Consider the following 21,072-nt stretch of genomic DNA (forward strand, 5'->3'; position numbering starts at 1 on the left):
AGTTCATCCCTGGGTCTGCTGGATGGCTTCTCGAAGCACCTGGCGGTCGTCGAAGGGACGGACCACCCCGGCGATGTCCTGGCCCTGCTCGTGGCCCTTCCCGGCGACCAGTACGGTGTCGCCCGGCCGCGCACGGGCCACGGCTGCGGCGATCGCGGCGGCCCGGTCCTCGAAGACCTGGACCTCGCCGCGCTCGTGTACTGGCACGGACGCCGCGCCCTCGAGCATGGTTGCGAGGATCGCGAGGGGATCCTCGGAGCGGGGGTTGTCGGAGGTCAGTACGGCGGTGTCGGCGAGGCGGGCCGCGGCGGCGCCCATGGGCCCGCGCTTGGTCCGGTCCCGGTCGCCTCCGCAGCCCAGCACGATGTGCACCTTGCCCTCGGTGACCTTGCGGAGCGCCTTGAGGACCGATTCGACGGCGTCCGTCTTGTGGGCGTAGTCCACGACCGCGAGATAGGGCTGTCCGGCGTCCACGCGTTCCAGGCGGCCCGGCACACCCGGCACCGCGGCGACGCCGTCGGCGGCGGTCTGCGGGTCGAGTCCCGCGGCGGCGAGCGCGACGATCGCGGCGAGGGTGTTCGCCACGTTGAAGGGGCCCGCGAGCGGTGACCTGGCGGTGATCCGCTCGTCCTTGGGGCCGATCACGGTGAACGTCGAGTCCATGGGGCCGACCTGGACGTCCGTGGCACGCCAGTCGGCGTCGGGGTGGCCCTCGGCGGAGAAGGTGACGACCGGGACCGTGGCTTCCTCGGCCAGCCGACGGCCGTACTCGTCGTCGAGGTTGACGACGCCGAGACGGCTGCGTTTCGGCGTGAACAGCTGCGCCTTCGCCCGGAAGTAGTCCTCCATGTCGGAGTGGAACTCCATGTGTTCCGGGCTGAGGTTGGTGAAGACGCCGATGTCGAAGACGCAGCCGTCGACCCGGCCGAGCACCAGCGCGTGGCTGGAGACCTCCATCGCGACCGCCTCCACCCCGCGCTCGCGCATGACCGCGAACAGGGCCTGGAGATCGGTGGCTTCCGGCGTGGTGCGCTCGGACTTGATGCGCTCGTCGCCGATGCGCGTCTCGACGGTGCCGATGAGCCCGGTGCTGAGGGAGGTCTTCAGACCGCCCTCGACCAGGTATGCCGTCGTGGTCTTGCCGGAGGTGCCGGTGATGCCGATCTGGAGCAGGTCGGCGCCAGGGCGGCCGTAGATGGTGGTCGCCAGTTCGCCCATCCGCGCGCGCGGGTCGTCGACGACCAGTGCCGGAAGTCCGCTCGCGGTGGCGCGCTCGGCGCCGGCCGGGTCGGTCAGCACCGCGACCGCGCCGAGGCCGAGGGCCTGGGCGACGAAGTCGGCGCCGTGCAGACGGGCGCCCGGGAGGGCGGCGTACAGGTCGCCGGGGCGCACCGCGCGCGAGTCATGGGTGATGCCCGTGACCTGCGCGGCGCTCTCCGGCCTGGCGGCACCCAGCTGATCGGCGAGCTCCGCGAGGGGTGTTGCGGAGACCTGGACCGGCCGGGGCGGTCCCGGATAGGTCACGGGTGCGCCCTTCTGGGTGATTTGGGACTGATCGGCGTGTGACACGGCGGTGAGCGTACCGGGCTCACCCGCCTCGGAGCTAAAAGAGGGCCCGCGCACAGCGCAGTCGGGCAGGGGTGCTGGTGGGCGACGGGCGAGCGAGGTGCGGGGCGCGCCCTGGTTCCCGGAATCGGGGGTGTTCGTCGTCACGAGGTGGTTCCTGGTGGCCTTTCCGAGGTGCTGATCAGGGCATGTAGGTGACGGGCAGGTTCGCGGCCTTCGCCCCCGTGGGCGGGACCTGGAGGGTCTTCAGCGCGAACTCCATGACCTGCTTGTAGACGGGTCCGCAGATCTGGCCGCCGAAGTAACTGCCCTTGGTGGCGTTCTGGATGGCGCAGTAGACGGTGATGCGGGGCTTGTCGGCGGGCGCGAAGCCGGCGAACGACGAGGTGTAGCCCTTGTACCTGCCGGTGGCCGGATCCACGCGGTTGGCCGTACCCGTCTTGCCCGCGACCCGGTAGCCGGGGATGCGCGCCTTGCCGCCGGTGCCCTCCTGGTCGTCCACGACCGACTCCAGCATCTTGGCGAGCGTCCTGGCCGTCTTCGCGCTGACGACCCTTGTCTGCTTGGGGGTCGCGGCGGGGGTGAAGCGTCCGTCGGGCCCCTTCGTGCCGCGTACGAGCGTGGGTTCGACGCGGACACCGCCGTTGGCGATCGTCGAGTAGACGGACGCGGCCTGCATCGCGTTGAGGGACACGCCCTGGCCGAAAGGAATCGTGAACTGCTGCGAGGTCGACCAGTCGGCGGGCTTGGCCAGGATGCCCGGGGTCTCGCCGGGGAAGTCGAGCCCGCTGTAGCTGCCGAGGCCGAACTTGCGCAGGTACGAGTAGAGGACCTGGTTGGCCTGCGTCTGGGTCTTGCCGAGCTGTCCGGTCGCCAGGATGGTGCCGATGTTGCTGGACTTGGCGAGCACGCCGTTGAGCGTGAGGTACCAGGTCGCGTGGTCGATGTCGTCCTTGAAGAGCCGGTCGCCGCGGTGCAGGCGGTTGGGCACGATCACATGCGTCAGCGGGGTGGCGACGCCCTGTTCCAGTACGGCGGCCATCGACATGACCTTGGCGGTGGAACCGGGCTCGTAGGCGTCCTGGAGGGCCGCGTTGCCCATGTTGACCGAGCTGGCCTTGCTCAGGTCGTTGGGGTCGAAGCCGGGCGCGTTGGCCATGGCGAGGACCTGGCCGGTCTGTGTGTCCTGCACTATCACGTACCCGCGGTCCGCACCGGACTCCTTCACCTGGTCGGTGATGGCGTTCTGCGCGGCCCACTGGATGTCGCGGTCGATGGTGAGTTCGACGTCACTGCCGGGTACCGCGGGGGTCTCGGTGGAGCCCACGGTGGGCACCTGACGGCCGCCGGACTGGGCGTAGCGGATCTTGCCGTCCTTGCCGGCCAGCAGGGTGTTCAGCTGCTGCTCGACCCCACCGCCGCCCTTGCCGTCGGCGTTGACCCAGCCCAGTATCCCGGCGGCGAGATCGCCGTTGGGGTACACGCGTTTGGTCGTCGGCACGGACAGGACGCCCGCGAGGACGTTGGCCGTGCCCGGGTCGGTCTCCGCCTTGTCGGCCAGCGCGGACCTGAGGTCCTTGATCTGCTTCCAGACCTGCGGGGTCTGGCGGTGCGCGAGCAGGACGTAGCGGAGCTTCTTGTCCTTGGGCCGCAACTTGTTCACGATCGTCTCCTGCTCCTGCCCCAGGATCGGGGCGAGCAGGGCGGCGGCCTGTTCGGGGCCGTCGTCGATCTTCAGCTGCTTGCGGGCGAACAGCGTGGGGTCGGCCGTGATGTCGTACGCGTCCTCACTGGTCGCGAGGGCCACGCCGTCGCGGTCGGTGATCCCGCCGCGCTCGGCGGCCAGCGTGTAGCCGACGTACCGGTTCTGCTCGGCCTTGGCGGCATAGGTGCTGGCATCGACCGCCTGCACCTGGAGCAGCCGTACGACGAAGGCACTCAGTACGAGGGTCAGTGCGAGGCCGACCAGGCGCAGCCGGGGGCGGGGGCTGCCCAGGCGGATGGTCTTGGGCGCCGCGGCGCGGGGTGCCGCAGGGCGGCGGGCCGGGCGGGCTCCGGGACCCGGGCGCGGCCGGCCGACAGGGCGGGCGGAGCGCTCGGGGCGCGCGGGTCCGGGCACGCGGCGGCGCGGCGGTTGCCTGCCGAAATCGTCGGACACTTCCGTCACCTGCCGGGGGTCGGGGTCGGGTTCGTGGAGGGCGGCGCTTCGGAGGGGGCGGTTTCCGGGGCTGGTACGGCGGGTCCGGGGGTCTCGGCGGCCTCGGGGGCCTGCGACAGGGCGTCCGTCGGCGTGGGACTCACCGCCGGCGTCGGGACGGCCGCGTTGCCGATCGCCTCGGGTGCGAGGACCAGCGGCATCCGCACGGAGGCCGGTTCGGCGCCGGAGGCGGGGGACGGGACGCCCTTGACGGTGCCGTCGGGGTCGAGGAACGCCGGGTCGCCGCCGGGCACCATGCCGAGTTCGCGGGCCCGGCGCACGAGGGCCTCGGGCGCGGAGTAGGCGTCGATGTCCCGCTGGAGGGCCTGTTGCTCGTCGGTGAGGCTCTTCGTGTCCTTCTGGAGGTCGCTGAGCTTGAACGACCCTTCGCTGAGCGCGGAGTTCAACACCAGCAGTCCGATGAGGCCACCTCCGAGGAGAAGGACCACGAGAAGCACGAAGGGGGCGCGGGCCGCCTGTCCGGGGCTCGCCGTGCCGGGAAAGAGGCGTGCGAACCTGGCCGCCCTCCCTCTCAGTTCGGGTTTCCTACTCACACGTCCTCCAGTGAGTCCGGTTCCCGAACCCACTCACACCCGTCACGCACCTCATGCACTTCACTCGATGGACTCCCTGATTCGCTCGGCGCCCCTGCAGCGCGCCGGTGCCGCTCGCCGGTTCTCGGCGACCTCTTCCTCCGTGGGAAGTTCGGCACCGCGCGTGAGCAGCTTGAGCCGGGGCTGGTAACGCTCGGGTACGACGGGCAGCCCGGGCGGGGCGGTGATGGCGGCGCCGGCCGCGAGGACCTGCTTGACCAGCCGGTCCTCCAGCGAGTGGTACGACAGCACGGCGATCCGGCCGCCGACGGCGAGGGACTTCACCGCGGCCGGGATCGCCCGCTCCAGGACGGAGAGTTCGCCGTTGACCTCGATGCGCAGGGCCTGGAAGGTGCGCTTGGCCGGGTTGCCGCCGGTGCGCTTGGCGGCCTGCGGCAGGGAGTCCCGGATCAGCTCGACGAGCCTTGCGCTGTGGGAGAAGGGCTCCTTGGCCCGCTCGCGCACGATCGCGGACACGATCCGCTTGGCCTGCTTCTCCTCGCCGTACGCCCTGAGGATCCGCACGAGTTCACCCGGCGGGTAGGTGTTGAGGACCTCGGCGGCGCTCATGCCGGTCGTCTGGTCCATGCGCATGTCGAGCGGCGCGTCCTGGGCGTAGGCGAAGCCGCGGTCGGCCTCGTCGAGCTGCATGGAGGAGACGCCGAGGTCGAAGAGGACACCCTGGACGTGGGCGATGCCGAGCCTGCTCAGGACGTCCGGGAGCTCGTCGTAGACCGCGTGCACCAGGGTCGCGCGCTCGCCGAAGGGCGCGAGCCGCTCGCCGGACAGGCGCAGGGCCTCCTTGTCCCGGTCCAGGGCGACCAGCCGGGCTTCGGGGAACCGCTGGAGCAGGGCCTCGCTGTGGCCGCCGAGGCCGAGCGTGCAGTCGACGACCACCGCTCCGGGCCGCTCGATGGCGGGGGCCAACAGGTCCAGGCACCGCTGGAGCATCACCGGGACGTGTCGACTCTGGCTCAAGGGGCCCTCTCAGGTCCGGCGGGCCGTGCGCACCGCCGGTTCCCTCGCTCTCCCCGGCACGCGGGGTCCCGGTGAAGGGGAGGCCTGCCGGCGCCGGAAGCGTCAGCCGACCGGGAGCGGGAGGAGGCCGAGCCGTACGTACGCGCCGCGCACGTGGGGAGACCGCCCGTGCGTGAGCCGGGGGCCTCCGGGGAGTGTCAGCAAGGAGGCCTCGCCTCCCGCTTCGCGTCACTTTAGTCCACGGGGTCTCGCGGTCAATCAACCGGCCTGCGCGTCGCGCAGCGGTCCCGCCCCGAAGCGACGAGAGGCCGGAAACCACCCGTTCGGGTGCACCCGGGACTCCGTGTGGGGTACCTCACACCTAGGACGTGATGACGCTCTTTTTCCCTTCTCACGGCAGGACCGGGACGCCGGTGACCAGTACCGTCATGGTTATGACGACTTCCGCATCCGTTCCCACCGAAGGCGCCATATCCCGCGACGGCAGCGTGACCGACCGCCTGGTCGATGCCAACGAGCGGTACGCCGCCGCGTTCGCCGACCCCGGTATGGACGCCCGCCCGGTCCTGCACGTGGCCGTCGTGGCCTGCATGGACGCCCGTCTCGACCTGCACGCCGCGCTCGGTCTGGAGCTCGGCGACTGCCACACCATCCGCAACGCGGGTGGCGTGGTCACCGACGACGTGATCCGCTCGCTCACCATCAGCCAGCGCAAGCTCGGCACCAGCAGCATCGTCCTGATCCACCACACCGGCTGCGGTCTGGAGGCGATCACCGAGGACTTCCGCACCGAGCTGGAGATGGAGGTCGGCCAGCGGCCCGCATGGGCGGTGGAGGCCTTCCGGGACGTCGACCAGGACGTACGGCAGTCCATGCAGCGGGTGCGCACCTCACCGTTCCTGCTCCACGCCGACGACGTGCGCGGCTTCGTGTTCGACGTGAAGACGGGCCTGCTGCGCGAGATCGACCCCGCCTGACGGGCGGCCGAAGCTGTCGTTCGGCTGTTGATTTCGACGCTTGGGGTGCCCAGAACACCGCAAGACCGACATAGTGCAGCCAGTTGTCCACAGTCGAGTGACACGAATCGGTAACGGCAGCAAGAATGCGGGTGTGACATCACGCTGAGCGTTTCACGTGTGGTGTCCGTGATTCGGGGTGGGCCGGTTACGCGTCACAGAGCGTCGGCCCGGAACGTACGGGCCGAGGAGGGCCGGGTGACCACCTATGACGATCGAGCGAGCCTCACTGATCTGACCGCCGTCGTGGAGCGGGTACGCAGTTCGGTTGAGGGCGTGATCGAGGGGAAGCCCGAGGTCGTACGGCTCTCGCTGACCGTGCTGCTCGCCGAGGGACATCTTCTGATCGAGGACGTCCCAGGCGTCGGCAAGACCATGCTGGCCAAGGCCCTGGCGCGGTCCATCGACTGCTCGGTGCGCCGCATCCAGTTCACGCCCGACCTGCTGCCCTCGGACATCACGGGTGTGTCCATCTGGGACCAGCAGCGCCGGGACTTCGAGTTCAAACCGGGTGCGATCTTCGCGCAGATCGTGATCGGCGACGAGATCAACCGTGCCTCGCCGAAGACCCAGTCCGCGCTCCTGGAGTCCATGGAGGAGCGCCAGGTCACCATCGACGGGCAGACCTACGAACTGCCCCACCCGTTCATGGTGGTGGCCACCCAGAACCCGGTCGAGATGGAGGGCACCTACCCGCTGCCCGAGGCCCAGCGCGACCGCTTCATGGCGCGTGTCTCCGTCGGCTACCCGAGCGCGGAGGCCGAGTTGCAGATGCTCGACATCCACGGCGGAGTGAGCCCGCTGGAGGACCTTCAGCCGGTGGCCCACGCGCACGACATCGTGAAGCTCATCGAGGCCGTCCGTGGCGTCCACGTCGCCGAGACGGTCCGGCGGTACGCCGTCGACCTGGTCTCCGCCACGCGCACCCACCCCGACCTCAGACTCGGTGCCTCCCCGCGCGCGACGCTGCACCTGCTGCGCGCGGCCAAGGCCTCCGCCGCGCTCAGCGGCCGGGAGTTCGCGCTGCCGGACGACATCCAGGCGCTCGCCGTCGCCGTCCTCGCCCACCGGCTGCTGCCCACCGCCCAGGCCCAGTTGAACCGGCGCACCGCGGAGCAGGTCGTGCAGGAGATCCTCCAGCGCACGCCGGTGCCCGCCGCGCCCCAGCAGGGCGGCCTCGGGATCGGCCGCGGCGCGCCCTCGTATCCGCAGCAGCCGCCGCGGAGTCTGTGATGAGCTCCGGCGGCCCTGGCAGCTCCGGCCATGCCGAGGCCGACCGGGGCGACAAGGGCGGGATCCGTACGGCGCTGGCCGGTCTGACCACGCGGGGCCGTTCCTTCTTCGCCGCCGGCATCGCCGCGGCCATCTGCTCCTACGTCCTCGGCCAGAGCGACCTGCTGCGGGTCGGCCTGCTGCTGGCCGTGCTGCCCCTGGTGTGCGCGGGCGTGCTCTACCGCACCCGCTACCGGGTCGCGGGCAGCCGCAGGCTCTCTCCCGCGCGCGTGCCCGCCGGCAGCGAGGCGCGCGTCCATCTGCGGATGGACAACGTCTCCCGGCTGTCCACCGGCCTGCTGATGCTCCAGGACCGGGTGCCCTACGTCCTCGGCCCGCGCCCCCGCTTCGTGCTCGACCGGGTCGAGCCGGGCGGCCGCCGCGAGGTGTCCTACCGGGTCCGCTCCGACCTGCGCGGCCGCTACCCGCTGGGCCCGCTCCAGCTGCGCCTGACCGACCCGTTCGGGATGTGCGAGCTGACCCGCTCCTTCTCGACGCACGACACCCTGACCGTGATCCCGCGCGTGGAGGCATTGCCGCCGGTGCGGCTGAACGGCGAGGCCAGGGGGTACGGCGACGGACGGCAGCGCTCGCTCGCCCTGGCCGGCGAGGACGACGTGATCCCGCGCGGCTACCGCTACGGCGACGACCTGCGCCGCGTGCACTGGCGCTCCACCGCCCGCTACGGCGAGCTGATGGTCCGCCGTGAGGAGCAGCCCCAGCGCGCCCGCTGCACGGTGCTCCTGGACACCCGGGGCATCGCCTTCGCGGGCGCGGGCCCGGACTCGGCCTTCGAGTGGGCCGTCTCGGGAGCCGCCTCCGTCCTGGTCCACATGCTCGAACGGGGCTTCTCCGTGCGGCTGTTGACGGACACCGGGAACTCCGTGCCCGGTGAGGGCGCCGACGGCTTCGCGGGCGCCAGCCAGGGGACGGCTGACGCGGCGGGACTGATGATGGACACTCTCGCGGTGATCGACCACTCCGACGGCACAGGGCTGTCGCTCGCGTACGACGTGCTGCGCAGCGGGAACGAAGGGCTGCTGGTGGCCTTCTTCGGGGACCTCGACGAGGAACAGGCCGCGGTGGCCGCCAAGATGCGGCAGCGCAGCGGGGGTGCGCTCGCCTTCGTGCTCGACAGCGAGAGCTGGGTGCGCGAACCGGCCGACGGGCCCGCGCCGGTGGAGGAGCACGAGGAACGGCTGCGGATGCTGCGCGAGGCGGGCTGGACCGCACTGGGCGTGCCGCGCGGCACCTCGCTGGAGGAGCTGTGGCGTCTCGCGGACCGCGAGCGCACGGGCGTCGGTGCGGCCGGCGCCGGGGAGGCATCGTGATGAGCGGGCGGGCACGACTGGCGCTGTGCGCGTGGGCGGCCACGCTGATGGCCGCGTGCGCTCTGCTCCCGCTGGTCGAGCCGGTCACCTGGATCATCCAGGCGGCCTTCCTGCTCGGGGTGCAGACCGTGGTGGGAGCGGTGACCCGGCGGATACCGCTGGCCCGTCCGCTGACGGTGGCGGCCCAGACGATCGTCACGCTGGTCATGCTGACCCTGATCTTCGCCCGCTCTCAGGCCTTCCTCGGACTGATCCCCGGCCCGAGCGTGTTCCTGCACTTCGGGGACCTGCTCCAGCAGGGCGGCGACGACATCGCGCGGTACGCGATCCCGGCGCCGCTGGAGTCCGACGGCATCAAGCTGATGGTGTTCGGCGGTGTCCTGATCATCGGGCTCGCGGTGGACACCATCGCGGTGACCTTCCGCAGCGCGGCCCCGGCGGGCCTGCCGCTGCTCGCGCTGTACTCCGTCGCCGCGGGGCTGTCCGACGGCGGGGGCGACTGGCTGTGGTTCCTGCTCGCCGCGGCCGGCTATCTGCTGCTGCTCCTGGCCGAGGGCCGCGAACGGCTCTCGCAGTGGGGCCGGGTCTTCGGCGGGGCGTCGCGGGTACCGGGCGGTGACTCCGGCCCGGTGGCACCGGTCCGTACCGGGCGGCGCATCGGCGCGGTCGCGCTGGGCATCGCCCTCGTGGTGCCGATCGCCCTGCCCACGATGAGCGGCGGTCTCCTGGACGCGGCCGGCGCGGGTGTGGGCGTGGGCAACGGGAACGGCGGCACCATCTCCGCGGTGAACCCCCTGCTGACCCTGCGCGACAGCCTGAACGTCGACGAGGACCGCCAGGCCCTGTCCGTGCAGACCGGGAAGGACACCGACGTCTCCAACCTGTACCTGCGGATCGTCTCCCTCGACGACTTCGACGGCCGGACCTGGAAGCCGTCCAAGCGGTCCATCACCGGCGTACCGGACGACTTCCCCACCCCGGTCGGCCTCGGCTCGGACGTCAAGCGCACCGAGATCGAGACCACCGTCTCGGCGGCGAGCTGGTACCAGCAGAACTACCTGCCGATGCCGTATCCGCCCAGTGGCGTCAAGACCCGGGGCAGCTGGCGGTACGAGCCCGAGGGCATGGCGCTGGTCGGGGACCACGGGCAGAACACGGGCGGGCTGACGTACCAGGTGAAGAGCCTGGAGGTGGAGCCGACGGCCGAGCAGCTCGCGGCGGCACCGGCCGCTCCCCCGTCCATCCAGCGCGAGTACACCGAACTGCCCGACTCGCTGCCCCGGGTGGTCGCCACGACCGCCCGCCAGGTCACCGAGGGTTCGAAGAACCCCTATGAGCAGGCGGTCGCGCTCCAGGACTACTTCGCGGTGAACGGCGGCTTCCAGTACGACACCCATGTGGAGGTCGGCGACGGGCCCAACGCGATCGCCAACTTCCTGCGGGACAAGCAGGGCTTCTGCGTCCACTTCTCCTTCGCCATGGCGGCGATGGCCCGCTCCCTGGGCATTCCGGCCCGTGTCGCGGTGGGCTTCGCACCCGGTGTCCCGCAGGCGGACGGCTCGGTGTCGGTGGGGCTCAAGGACGCCCACGCCTGGCCCGAGCTGTACTTCGAGGGAGTGGGCTGGACCCGCTTCGAGCCCACTCCGACCCGGGGCACGGTGCCCTCGTACACCGTCCCGGACGCCACCGGCAACCTGCCTCCCGACGTGGCACGGCCGTCCGCGGGGTCGTCCACGGCTCCGTCGGCCTCAGCCTCGGCGAGCGACAACTGCTCGGCCCAGCTGCGGAAGCTGGAGGCGTGCGACAGCGCGTCTCCCGCGGCAGCGGCCGCCCAGGACGGCGGGGGCCCCTGGTGGGCCGTACGCGGCCAGTGGTGGTACCTGAAGCTGCTGTTCTGGATGGTCGTGGGGCTGGCCGGTCTCGCGATCCCCCTGTCACCGATGCTGTTGCGGCTGCGCGCCCGTTCGGTACGTCTGGGTGCGCACGGCCGCAGCGAGGCGGACGCCGCCGCGCACACCCTGGCGGCCTGGCAGGAACTGACCGACACGGCCTGGGACTTCGGGATCACGCCGGACGACTCGCAGACACCACGCAGGGCGGCGGCGCGGATCGTACGGCTCGGGCATCTCGAACCGACGGCCGCGGCCTCGGTGCACCGGGTGGCGGACGCCGTGGAGCAGGTGCTCTACGCCCCGCGGCCCCTGCCGACGGTCGGCCTCACCCAGGACGTCCACCGGGTGATCGGCGGACTGCGGGGGTCGGTCGGCAGGGGCACGCGGATGCGTGCACTGCTCGCGCCGCGTTCGACCGCACGAGTGGTGTGGGCGGCGTCGGAGTGGTGGGCCGAGGTCAGGACACGCGTGGCGGCGGCCCGGCCGACGCTGCGCAAGCCGTCCGGTCAGGAAGGCTGAAAGCCGCGCCTACGGGCGACGGAACGCCGGTGGCCCGGGCCTCTCGAAGGCCCGGGCCACCGTGCTGCCGGAGACGTCCTGAGGGTTGAGGGCATGGGTTGAGGGGGTGACCCCACCTTGCCGGGTGAGGTCACCCCCTCAGGAGTTCTGCGGGAGCGGCAGGGCCGCGGCTACTGGCCGCCCTGCTCGTCGCGGCGCCGCTGCCAGCGCTGCTCGATCCGGTCCATCATCGAGCGCTTCTGGCGTCCCTGGCGACGGGCGTGCGGGGCGCCCGCGGCGGGCTGTTCGCCCGGCTTGGGGGCCTTGCGCCACCCGGTCACTGCCAGCACCGCACAGCCCAGCATGACCAGGAAGCCCACCACGCTGAGCCACACCTGCTTGGCGACCATACCGGCCATGAGGAGCGCGATACCCACGAGGAAGCCGGCGACCGCCTGGTAGACCCGTCGCCGGGTGTACGTACGCAGCCCGCTTCCCTCAAGCGCTGTCGCGAACTTGGGATCTTCGGCGTACAGCGCTCGCTCCATCTGCTCGAGCATTCGCTGCTCGTGCTCCGAGAGCGGCACGTCGTCCTCCTCATCGTGCAGTCGCCGGGGCGACTCGGGGGTCCCTTCAGGATAGGCAGGGAATCGCCCCCGTGAAACCCGCCCCTCTGCGCCAATTGGCCGACCGGGATCCGCCATGAGCGCTCCGGCCGCTGAATCTTGTCATTCCCCAGCGGCCGTCCCGTCATGCCGGGCGGTCTCCCTCGATCATACGGCGCTGAGCGCCCGATCGGGGGGCCTGTGGCGTACTCCATGTGCCATCAAGTACCTGATCAGCAGTACGGCGCAGGAGGCTGCTCAGGCCCCGGCGGCCTCCCGCGTCCCGCCGAGCACGTGGAGCTGGGTGGCCACGGAGTGGAAGGCGGAGAGTTCGGCCGCCGCCTCCTCGAGCTTCAGCAGCGCTTCCAGGGCACCGGGCTCGGTGTCCACGAGCACGCCGGGGACGAGGTCGGCGAAGACCCGCACGCCGTGCACGGCGCCCACGGTGAGGCCCGCGCCCTCGACGAGCGCGGTGAGCTGTTCGGCGGTGAAGCGGCGCGGCACGGGGTCGCCGTCGCCCCAGCGGCCGTCCGGGTCGTGGAGCGCCTGCCGGGCCTCCTTGAAGTGACCGGCCAGGGCCCGCGCGAGCACGGCGCCGCCGAGACCTGCGGCGAGCAGGCTGAGGACGCCCTCGGGGCGCAGGGCGGCCACCACGTTGGTCATGCCCTCGGCCGGGTCGTCCACGTACTCCAGGACGCCGTGGCACAGCACCACGTCGTAGGCGCCGCGCTCGGCCACGTCGAAGAGACCGTGGACATCGCCCTGGACACCCCGCACCCGGTCGGCGACACCCGCCTCCGCGGCGCGGCGCTCCAGCGCGAACAGCGCGTTGGGGCTGGGGTCGACGACGGTGACCCGGTGCCCGAGGCGGGCGAGGGGCACCGCGAAGTTGCCGCTGCCGCCTCCGGTGTCGAGGACGTCCAGCGCCTGGCGTCCCGTGGCCTTGACCCGGCGGTCGAGGGCGTCCTGGAGGACCTCCCAGACCACGGCGGTACGGAGGGAGGCGCGGGGTCGCAGCGGGTCCGGCACGGCAGTTGACTCCTCGGCGCGGCACCGCCTGTTGCACGGCGGAGCGGATCGGGGTGCCTCCCCGGCCGGGGGCGTGGACGGGGAAGGCTCAAGGCGCTCCCCACCCTATTGCCTCGGGTACCGCGGCCGGTCATCGCAGCCCGGGCCACCGGGTACGTCCCACCCGGCCGGCCACGGGGGTGGATCGCGCGGTGATCCCGCCCGCCGGACCGAAGGTCGCCCCACCGCTGCGGTCACGGTCCCGGCCCTGGCCCTGGCTCCGACCGCGGCCCTGGCCGCCCGGTCAGCCCGCGTCCGGGAAGTCGCGGTGGGTGTCGCGGCCGGGCTCCTCCGGCCCGTCCGCGTCCTGGCGGGGCTGGGGCAGGACCGGCTGCAGCACCAGCATCCGCTCGACGAGGCGCAGGAACATCGCCACGTCACGTATGAGGTCGTCGGCGTCCCGGCGGCTCGCCGCGCCCTGGATGCCGGCCTCCGCGCGGGCGCGGCGCCGGGCCCCGGAGGCGAAGAGCCCGCTCCACTCGGCGAGTTCGGGCGCGATCTCCGGAAGGACTTCCCAGGCGCTGCGTATTTTGGCGCGGCGCCTGGACGTCGGTTCCGGGCGCCCCCGGGCGGCGAGCACGGCGGCCGCGGTGCGCAGGGCTGCGAGATGGGCCGTGGCATAGCGCTCGTTCGGCGTCTCCAGCGCCGAGGCCTCGTCGAGGCCGGCACGGGCCTGGGCGAGCAGGTCGAGGGCGGCGGGCGGGGCGGTCGCCCGGCGCAGCACGGGGTGTACGTCGCTCGCCGGGCCGGTCAGTGAGGGGGCAGGGCCGGTGGCGCGGCGCCGACGGGCGGCGGCTGCGTGGTAGCTGGCCATGACGAACCTCCTGTCGTCTGGTTGACGGCACATCGCGCTACGGAGTGCCGTATGTGCCCATCGTGAGGTATGCCACTGACAATCCGTTCTGACCTGGTCTTTTGCTTCGATCGAAGGTTCGGGTTAGTTTTTGCACTGACCAGTCAGTTCAAAAAGTTTCGGGTTCAAGAGGATCAGGGGGGTGGCCGTGGACGGAGTCGCTGTGACGGCCGAGGGTTTCGGGTTGAAGGGGCCCCGCGGCTGGGCGTTCCGCGGGATCGACCTCGCCGCGGAGCCCGGTGCGTTGATCGCCGTCGAGGGGCCCTCGGGGTCCGGCCGTACGAGCCTGCTGCTCGCGCTCACCGGACGGATGAAGGCCACCGAGGGAACCGCGACCGTGGGTGGAGCACAGCTCCCGAAGCAGCTCGCGGCGGTGCGCCGGTTCAGCGCGCCCGCGCATGTCGCCGGGGTCACCGACCTCGACCCGGCACTGACCGTGGGCGAGCACCTGCGCGAACGGGCGCTGTTGCAGCACCGGTTCGGCGACTCGGTGCGCGCGCTGCTACGGCCGCGCGGGGGGCGTACGGCCGAGGCGAAGCTGCGCGTCGACACCGCGCTGACGGCCGCCGGGCTCGACCGGGAGACGTTGCCCAAGGGCGCGCGGACCGCCGTACGCGATCTGGAGCGGCTGGAGGCCCTGCGGCTGTCGATCGCCCTGGCCCTGATCGGCCGCCCGGGGCTGCTCGCCGTGGACGACCTGGACCTGAAGCTGTCCGACGCCGAGCGGGCCGAGGCCTGGGCGCTGCTCAGGTCCCTCGCCACGGCCGGGACGACGGTCGTGGCGGTGTGCAGCGAGGCCCCGGCGGACGCCGTGACGGTGTCCACGCGACCTGAGCCCGGAGAGGACACACAGCCCGGGACACGGAAGGAGGAAGCCGATGCGCTCGCCGCGACTGGCCGCGCTTGAGCTGCGCCGATTCGGCAGGGGGAAGCTGCCGCGTGCCGCCCTGGTGGCCCTGCTGGTGCTGCCGCTGCTGTACGGCGCCCTGTATCTGTGGTCCTTCTGGGACCCCTACGGCCGCCTGGACCGCATCCCGGTCGCCCTCGTGAACGACGACAAGGGCGCCACCGCCGACGGCAGCAGACTCGCCGCTGGCGACCAGATCACCAAGGGGCTGCGGGACAGTCAGGTCTTCGACTGGCACCAGGTGAGCGCCACCGAGGCTCGGGAGGGCGTCGAGGACGGCAGGTACTACCTGTCGCTCACCATGCCGGCCGACTTCAGCCGCCGGATCGCCTCCAGCGCGGGTGACTCCCCCGAGACGGGCGCACTCCAGGTCCGTACGAACGACGCCAACAACTACATCGTCGGGCAGATCTCGCGGACGGTCTTCGCCGAGGTCCGCCAGGCCGCGTCCACCAAGGCCTCACGGTCCTTCCTGGACCGGATCTTCATCTCCTTCTCCGACATCCACGGCGCCACGGTGAAGGCCGCGAACGGGGCCGACGACCTGGAAGGCGGCATCGGCAAGGCGGAACAGGGCTCCGAGGATCTCGCCTCCGGTCTGACGAAGGCCCGACAGGGCAGCTCCCGGCTCTCCGACGGACTGACGAGGCTCGACACCGGCTCGGGTGACCTGGCCGACGGGGCACAGCAGGTCGCCGACGGCACCCGGACACTCGCCGGGAAGGTCAACGGGGTCGCGGACAAGGTGGGTCCCTTCCTCCGGGACAACGAGAAGACCATCGGCGACACGGCCAGGCTCGTCGCCGACTCTGCCGGAGTCGTCCGCCACAACCTGGACACGCTGGTGAGGACCGCTCCAGCGGCCGCCAAGGGCGCGCACACGGCCGCCGACACACTGAACGCCGTCTACAAGGCGCGCTGCACGGACCCGGTACTGCCTGACGCCGCCTGCGCCGACCTGAAGAAGGCGCGGCAGGCCGCCGACGACGTGGCGAAGGTCGCCGACGACGTCGACGCACTGGTCGCCGACCAGAACGGCGACCTCAAGAAGCTCGACGGACAACTGGCCACCCTCCAGCAGCAGGCCCGAACGCTCGCCGACCGGGCGCCCCGGCTCTCCGAGGACCTCGACGACGCCGTATCGAAGATCAACAAGCTGAACGAGGGCGCGGTCAAGGTCGCCGCCGGAGCCAGGACGCTCCACACGGGCCTCGGCACCGCGCGCACCGGCGCGCAGGACCTGGACGAGGGTGTCGGCCGTCTCAAGACCGGTGCCGACGACCTGAGCGGCGGTATGTACAAGCTCGCCGACGGCTCCGGGAAGCTCTCCGACGGTCTGCACGACGGCGCCTCGCAGATCCCCGACTACGACAGGAAGGACCGCGACCAGCGCACCGACGTGATGGCCGACCCGGTCCAGCTGGTCTCCAGGGACCTGCACAAGGCACCGAACTACGGCACCGGTTTCGCCCCGTACTTCATCCCGCTGTCCTTGTGGGTGGGCGCGATGGTGGCGTACATGCTGATCACGCCGATGAACCGGCGTGCGCTCGCCGCCGGTGCCCCGGCCTGGCGGATCGCGCTGGCGGGCTGGCTGCCGGTGCTGGCGATCGGGGTGCTCCAGACGGTGGCCCTGATGTCGGTGCTGCACTGGGCGGTCGGCCTGCAGATGGTGCGGGCGGCCGGGACAGTGGGCTTCCTGTTCCTGGTCACGGCGTGCTTCGCGGCGATCGTCCAATGGCTGAACGCACGCTTCGGAGCGGCGGGCCGCATCCTCGTCCTCGCCCTCCTGATGCTCCAGCTGACCTCGGCTGGCGGCACCTACCCCGTCCAGACGAGTCCCGGTTTCTTCAACGCGCTCCACCCGTTCCTGCCCATGAGTTACGTCGTCGAGGCCCTCAGGAGGCTCATCACGGGCGGTGGTCTGACTCCGGTGTGGCACGCGTGCGTGGTGCTCGTCGCCTTCACCGCGGGCGCCCTCGCCCTGACCGCCCTGTCGGCCCGCCGACGGCAGGTGTGGACACTGGACCGGCTGCACCCGGAGCTGACCCTGTGAGCCCTTCCGTGAGCTCGGGGGCCGCCTCACCTGTGAGAATCAGAAGCATGGAAAGCAGCAGCGCCAGGGCGGGCGTCAGTACGCGCCGCGAGGCCACCCGGCAGAAGCTCTACGAGGCGGCCGTCACGCTCATCGCCGAGCAGGGCTTCTCCGCCACCACGGTCGATGAGATCGCCGAGCGGGCCGGGGTCGCGAAGGGCACGGTCTACTACAACTTCGCGAGCAAGTCCGTCCTCTTCGAGGAGTTGCTGCGGCACGGCGTGGGTCTCCTCACTGCCTCCCTGAGGGAGGCGGCCGAGAGCACGGCACGCGCGGGCGGCGGCAAGGTGGACGCCCTGGACGCGATGATCCGGGCCGGCCTGGTGTTCATCGACCGCTATCCGGCCTTCACCCAGCTCTACGTCGCCGAGCTGTGGCGTACCAACAGGGCCTGGCAGTCCACGCTCATGGTGGTCCGTCAGCAGGCCGTGGCGGTGGTGGAGGACGTGCTGCGCGAGGGCATCGAGAACGGCGAGTTCAGCGACGAGATCGACGTCCCACTCTCCGCCGCCGCCCTGGTCGGCATGGTCCTGGTGGCCGCCCTGGACTGGCAGGCGTTCCAGCCCGAGCGCTCCCTGGACGACGTGCACGCGGCGCTGTCGCGGCTGCTTCAGGGGCGGGTGAGCGGGCGCCGGGGATGATGGACGAAGGCGCCGGTCCGCTGTGGCCGCGTCCCCCGCGGGCCACCTCGAACCGGCGCCTTCTCGTGCTTCCCCGTTTCCCCCGTGCCCCCGTCGGGCCCCGCGCGGTCGTTCCCCCGGATCCGGGGATCCCCCGTGCCTCGCTCCCGCCGGCCTCGGCCGACGGAAGGAGCGGATCCGGGGCGGCTCCGTTCCGGCGCCCCGTGTCGCCGGTGCCGGAGCCGTTCCCCTTCGCCGTGGCTCAACTCTCTCGTCCGCGCAGGCCGCAGCCCATCCGCGCGCGTACTCATCTCACCCCCTAGGTACGGATACTCAGTCGTCCGCACTCAACCCCAGGACTCCTTGTCGCCGACTGGTTACGATCGCGTCCGTGTCCGTACTCCCCTTGGTGTTCACCAGTGGCTGGGCCAGCGGTGTCAACGCGTACGCGGTGGTGCTGCTGCTCGGCGTGTTCGGCGCGACCGGGCTGAGCGACGACGTCCCGGAGACCCTTCAGCGCCCCGAGGTCCTCGTCGCGGCGGGCGTGCTGTTCCTCTGCGAGGCGGTGGCCGACAAGATCCCGTACGTCGACTCCGCGTGGGACACGGTGCACACCGTGGTCCGGCCGGTCGCGGGCGCATGGGTCGGGGCGCTGCTCGCCGGGCAGAGCGGTTCGCTCTCCGACGTGGCGGCGGGCCTGATCGGCGGTTCGACGGCGCTGGCCAGCCATACGGTCAAGGCGGGCACCAGGATGGCCGTCAACGCCTCCCCCGAGCCGTTCAGCAACATCGTCCTGAGCCTGGCCGAGGATCTCGGCGTCGGCGGCATCGTCACGTTCGCGATGTTCCACCCGCAGGCGGCCGCGGTCATCGCGGGTGTGCTGCTGGTGGCCGGCCTGACGGTGCTCTTCTTCCTGATCTCCCGCATCCGCAGGTTCCGGCGCCGCAGGGCCCAGCGCCGGGAGGAGAGACGCCTCGTGGCGCGGACGGGACGACCACCCGGCTGACCGGGCGTGGCCGGAGTGTCAGTGGGGGTCGATAAAGTCGCAGGCATGGCAAGGATTGCGGTGATCGGCGCCGGGATGGGCGCGATGGCAGCCGCTGCCCGGCTGGCCGTCGCGGGCCACCAGGTGGCGGTGTACGAGCGTACGGAGACGTACGGCGGGGCGGTGCGCCGTTTCGAGCGGGACGGCTTCGCCTTCGACACCGGACCGGGGCTGCTCACGCTGCCCGCGGTCTACCGCGATCTGTTCGTCAAGACCGGCAAGGAGCCGCTGGAGTCGGCCGTCGAGCTGGTCCAGGTCGACCCGTCGTCGCGGCATGTCTTCACGGACGGAACCGAGGTGTCCCTGCCGAACGCCTCCCGCGCGGGCGTGGTCGCCGCTCTGGACGAAGCCCTCGGCGCGGGCGCGGGCGGACGCTGGGGCGACTTCCTGATCCGGGCCCGCGAGGCCTGGGACCGTACCCGCAGGCCGCTCCTGGAGGAGCCGCTGTGGCCCAACTGGCCGGTGCTGATGGACGAGCCCTATCCGGCGGTGCCGCACAAGCGGCGGCTGCGCACCCGGCGCGCCTGCACTCTGTACGAGATCGGTGCGTGGGAGCTGCGCGACCCGCGCCTCGCGGCCCTGCTGGACGGCCACGCGCTCGCGTACGGCGTCGACCCCGGTACCGCTCCGGCGAGCGCGGCGATCCTGCCGTACATGGAGCACGCCTTCGGGACCTGGTATGTGCGCGGCGGCATGCGGGAGTTGGCGCGCGCGGTGTACGAGCGGTGCGTTCAGCGCAGGGTCGAGTTCCACTTCGGCGCCGAGGTGACCGCCGTTCTGGAGAAGGACGGCCGCCCGGCGGGGGTGGAGTTCGCCGACGGGACGGTCGCGGAGGCGGACACCGTCGTCGGCACCGGGCCCTGGCGGCTGCGCGGGCTCGTGCCGGGCCGCGAGCTCTACGGCGCGAAGGACGTCCCTCCCGACGGCGAGGACCTGCACCCGGGCCGGGTGGTGGTGTGCCTCGCGCTGCGGGGCGCGCGGGACCCGCACGCCGTGCACCGCACGGTGGTGTACGGCCCCGAGCCCGGGGACGAGTTGGACCTGTTCCGGCACGGTGAGATGCCGGAACCCACCGTGCGGGTGGACCGGCCGGACGACCCTGCCCTGCGTCCCGACGCGGAGCACGAGTCGGTGGTGCTGACGGCGACGGTGCCGTGCGGGCGCGGGCACGACTGGGCCACGCCGTCGGTCGTCGACGCCTTCGCGGACAAGATGGTCGCCGCCGCGGAGCGGGCGCTGCCGGGGCTGCGTGAGCGGGTGCTGTGGCGCGAGGTGCGGACGCCCGTGCACACCGAGCGGGAGACGGGTGCCGAGGGCGGTGCCGTTCCGCCGCCCTCACTGGCGGGTGGTGAAGGCACCCTGCACCCGTCCAACAGCACAGCGATGCCGGGCCTGTTCACGGCCGGAGGCTGGTCACATCCCGGCGGGGGCCTCCCCCACGCCGGGATGTCGGGCGCGCTGGTGGCCGGGCTGATCGTGGAGGGGCCGGAGTTCCGCGGTTCTCAGTGAGGAGCCGCGGGATCAGAAGCGGTACTGCTCGTCGTACCCGTTCCCCTGGCCCTGCCCCTGGTTCTGCTCCTGACCGTTGTCCTGGTAGTACTGCTGCTCCTGCGGGAGTTCGGCGCCGTACTCGTCGGTGCGCTGCTGCGGCACCCACACGCCGCCGGCCGGGGTCTCGCCGCCGTACCCGGCGTACTGGTCCTGGCCGTAGTCCTGCGGGGCGAACTGCTGCTGACCGCCGTAGGAGGTGTCGTACGACCCCGCCCCGTAGGTCTGGGTGCCGATGTACGGGTCGGAGTAGGCGGCGTACTGCTGCTGCCCGGCCTGGTCGTAGCCGTACTGCTGCTGGTCGTAGCCGGAGTAGCCGTCGTAGCCGTACGTCTGGTCGGCGGCGGCCGCCGCGTACTGGTCCTGGCCCTGGTCCGCGGACCCGTAGGACTGGTCACCGGCGTAGGCCTGATCGCTGTACACGCCGTAGGAGCCGGTGTCGTCGGGCAGGGGCTGGGGCTCGTAGACCGCGGCGCTCTCGGCGGCCGTGGGGCCGGCGGAGCGCGCGGGGGTGAAGACGTCGTCGCGGTCGTAGTCGTCGTCGTGCCCGTAGCCGACGCTGTCCGGCCGGCTCTGGTCGTATCCGGCCTCGTCGCCGTAGGCCGCGTCACCCGACTCCGGGTCGGAGACCCCCAGGCCGGACTCGTCGCGGCCGCGCTCCCGGCGGCTCTTCTTGCCGCCGGTCAGACCACCGAGCGCAGCCGGCGGGTTGACCGCCCAGCCCTGCTCGAAGCCGCGACGGAAGGACAGGGTGACGTAGGTCTGGCCGACCGCGAAGGCGATCGCGCCGAGCCCGATGACGATCACCTGCGAGATCAGCACGCCGAGGACCACGCCGAGGAAGCCTGCGAAGGCGAGCACCCGCCAGCGCAGTCGTGCCTTGTACTGCAGCAGTACCTCGCCGAGCAGCCACAGCGCGACGAATCCGAACGCGATGTAGAGGACCGTCCAGCCCATGTACGCCCCTCTCCCAGTGACCGCTACGCAG

Annotated in this window: 17 protein-coding genes; 9 read left to right on the forward strand and 8 right to left on the reverse strand. The window is 71.9% G+C overall.

Features of this window, described 5'->3' with window-relative positions:
- Positions 1 to 3: 3 nt before the first annotated feature.
- The 4 genes from OHT57_RS13605 to rsmH form a co-directional block, all read right to left on the reverse strand.
- Positions 4 to 1,524: a UDP-N-acetylmuramoyl-L-alanyl-D-glutamate--2,6-diaminopimelate ligase gene (locus OHT57_RS13605; RefSeq protein WP_328753190.1), complete on the reverse strand. Its 1,521-nt coding sequence runs from the start codon at positions 1,522 to 1,524 to the stop codon at positions 4 to 6.
- Between the two features lie 223 nt (positions 1,525 to 1,747).
- On the reverse strand, positions 1,748 to 3,724 hold the full coding sequence (locus OHT57_RS13610; RefSeq protein WP_328746628.1) for a peptidoglycan D,D-transpeptidase FtsI family protein: 1,977 nt from the start codon (positions 3,722 to 3,724) through the stop codon (positions 1,748 to 1,750).
- A 5-nt stretch (positions 3,725 to 3,729) separates the two neighbouring features.
- Complete coding sequence (locus OHT57_RS13615) at positions 3,730 to 4,317, reverse strand: hypothetical protein (protein WP_328746629.1); 588 nt, start codon at positions 4,315 to 4,317, stop codon at positions 3,730 to 3,732.
- A 60-nt stretch (positions 4,318 to 4,377) separates the two neighbouring features.
- The gene (rsmH, locus tag OHT57_RS13620; RefSeq protein WP_328746630.1) at positions 4,378 to 5,334 is read right to left on the reverse strand and encodes a 16S rRNA (cytosine(1402)-N(4))-methyltransferase RsmH; all 957 of its coding nucleotides are present in this window, start codon (positions 5,332 to 5,334) and stop codon (positions 4,378 to 4,380) included.
- Between the two features lie 371 nt (positions 5,335 to 5,705).
- On the opposite strand from rsmH, the gene OHT57_RS13625 reads away from it, so the two are divergent.
- The 4 genes from OHT57_RS13625 (at position 5,706) to OHT57_RS13640 (ending at position 11,364) form a co-directional block, all read left to right on the forward strand.
- Positions 5,706 to 6,311, forward strand: coding sequence for a beta-class carbonic anhydrase (locus OHT57_RS13625; RefSeq protein WP_443053445.1), 606 nt, complete (start codon positions 5,706 to 5,708; stop codon positions 6,309 to 6,311).
- A 237-nt stretch (positions 6,312 to 6,548) separates the two neighbouring features.
- Entirely contained in the window at positions 6,549 to 7,583 is a 1,035-nt protein-coding gene (locus tag OHT57_RS13630) for an AAA family ATPase (RefSeq protein WP_328746632.1), read from the forward strand.
- Positions 7,583 to 8,953, forward strand: a complete 1,371-nt coding sequence (locus tag OHT57_RS13635) for a DUF58 domain-containing protein (RefSeq protein WP_328746633.1) — start codon at positions 7,583 to 7,585, stop codon at positions 8,951 to 8,953. The genes OHT57_RS13630 and OHT57_RS13635 overlap by 1 nt, the downstream gene beginning before the upstream one ends.
- On the forward strand, positions 8,953 to 11,364 hold the full coding sequence (locus OHT57_RS13640; protein WP_328746634.1) for a transglutaminase TgpA family protein: 2,412 nt from the start codon (positions 8,953 to 8,955) through the stop codon (positions 11,362 to 11,364). The genes OHT57_RS13635 and OHT57_RS13640 overlap by 1 nt, the downstream gene beginning before the upstream one ends.
- 170 nt (positions 11,365 to 11,534) lie before the next feature.
- On the opposite strand, the gene OHT57_RS13645 is transcribed toward OHT57_RS13640, so the two are convergent.
- The 3 genes from OHT57_RS13645 to OHT57_RS13655 form a co-directional block, all read right to left on the reverse strand.
- Complete coding sequence (locus tag OHT57_RS13645; protein WP_328746635.1) at positions 11,535 to 11,930, reverse strand: DUF3040 domain-containing protein; 396 nt, start codon at positions 11,928 to 11,930, stop codon at positions 11,535 to 11,537.
- Between the two features lie 276 nt (positions 11,931 to 12,206).
- Complete coding sequence (locus tag OHT57_RS13650; protein WP_328746637.1) at positions 12,207 to 12,977, reverse strand: methyltransferase; 771 nt, start codon at positions 12,975 to 12,977, stop codon at positions 12,207 to 12,209.
- 283 nt (positions 12,978 to 13,260) lie between these two features.
- Positions 13,261 to 13,830 (reverse strand): SAV_6107 family HEPN domain-containing protein, encoded by a 570-nt coding sequence (locus OHT57_RS13655; protein WP_328746638.1) that lies wholly within the window; start codon positions 13,828 to 13,830, stop codon positions 13,261 to 13,263.
- A gap of 181 nt (positions 13,831 to 14,011) precedes the next feature.
- Between OHT57_RS13655 and OHT57_RS13660 the strand changes: the two genes are divergently transcribed.
- The 5 genes from OHT57_RS13660 (at position 14,012) to OHT57_RS13680 (ending at position 20,045) form a co-directional block, all read left to right on the forward strand.
- Positions 14,012 to 14,776, forward strand: coding sequence for an ATP-binding cassette domain-containing protein (locus OHT57_RS13660; protein WP_328746639.1), 765 nt, complete (start codon positions 14,012 to 14,014; stop codon positions 14,774 to 14,776).
- Positions 14,748 to 16,832 carry a YhgE/Pip domain-containing protein gene (locus OHT57_RS13665; RefSeq protein ID WP_328746640.1) on the forward strand — a complete coding sequence of 695 codons (2,085 nt, stop codon included), beginning with the start codon at positions 14,748 to 14,750 and terminating at the stop codon, positions 16,830 to 16,832. Before OHT57_RS13660 ends, OHT57_RS13665 begins: the two co-directional genes overlap by 29 nt.
- A gap of 47 nt (positions 16,833 to 16,879) precedes the next feature.
- The gene (locus OHT57_RS13670) at positions 16,880 to 17,512 is read left to right on the forward strand and encodes a TetR/AcrR family transcriptional regulator (protein ID WP_328746641.1); all 633 of its coding nucleotides are present in this window, start codon (positions 16,880 to 16,882) and stop codon (positions 17,510 to 17,512) included.
- Positions 17,513 to 17,882: 370 nt separating this feature from the next.
- On the forward strand, positions 17,883 to 18,497 hold the full coding sequence (locus OHT57_RS13675) for a DUF4126 domain-containing protein (RefSeq protein ID WP_328746642.1): 615 nt from the start codon (positions 17,883 to 17,885) through the stop codon (positions 18,495 to 18,497).
- Between the two features lie 45 nt (positions 18,498 to 18,542).
- Positions 18,543 to 20,045, forward strand: coding sequence for a phytoene desaturase family protein (locus OHT57_RS13680; RefSeq protein ID WP_328746643.1), 1,503 nt, complete (start codon positions 18,543 to 18,545; stop codon positions 20,043 to 20,045).
- Between the two features lie 12 nt (positions 20,046 to 20,057).
- Here OHT57_RS13680 and OHT57_RS13685 read toward each other — a convergent pair whose 3' ends face one another.
- Positions 20,058 to 21,041: an SCO2102 family sporulation regulator gene (locus OHT57_RS13685; protein WP_328746644.1), complete on the reverse strand. Its 984-nt coding sequence runs from the start codon at positions 21,039 to 21,041 to the stop codon at positions 20,058 to 20,060.
- Positions 21,042 to 21,072 lie beyond the last annotated feature (31 nt).

It is taken from the genome of Streptomyces sp. NBC_00285 (genome assembly GCF_036174265.1).
Taxonomy (GTDB): Bacteria; Actinomycetota; Actinomycetes; order Streptomycetales; family Streptomycetaceae; genus Streptomyces.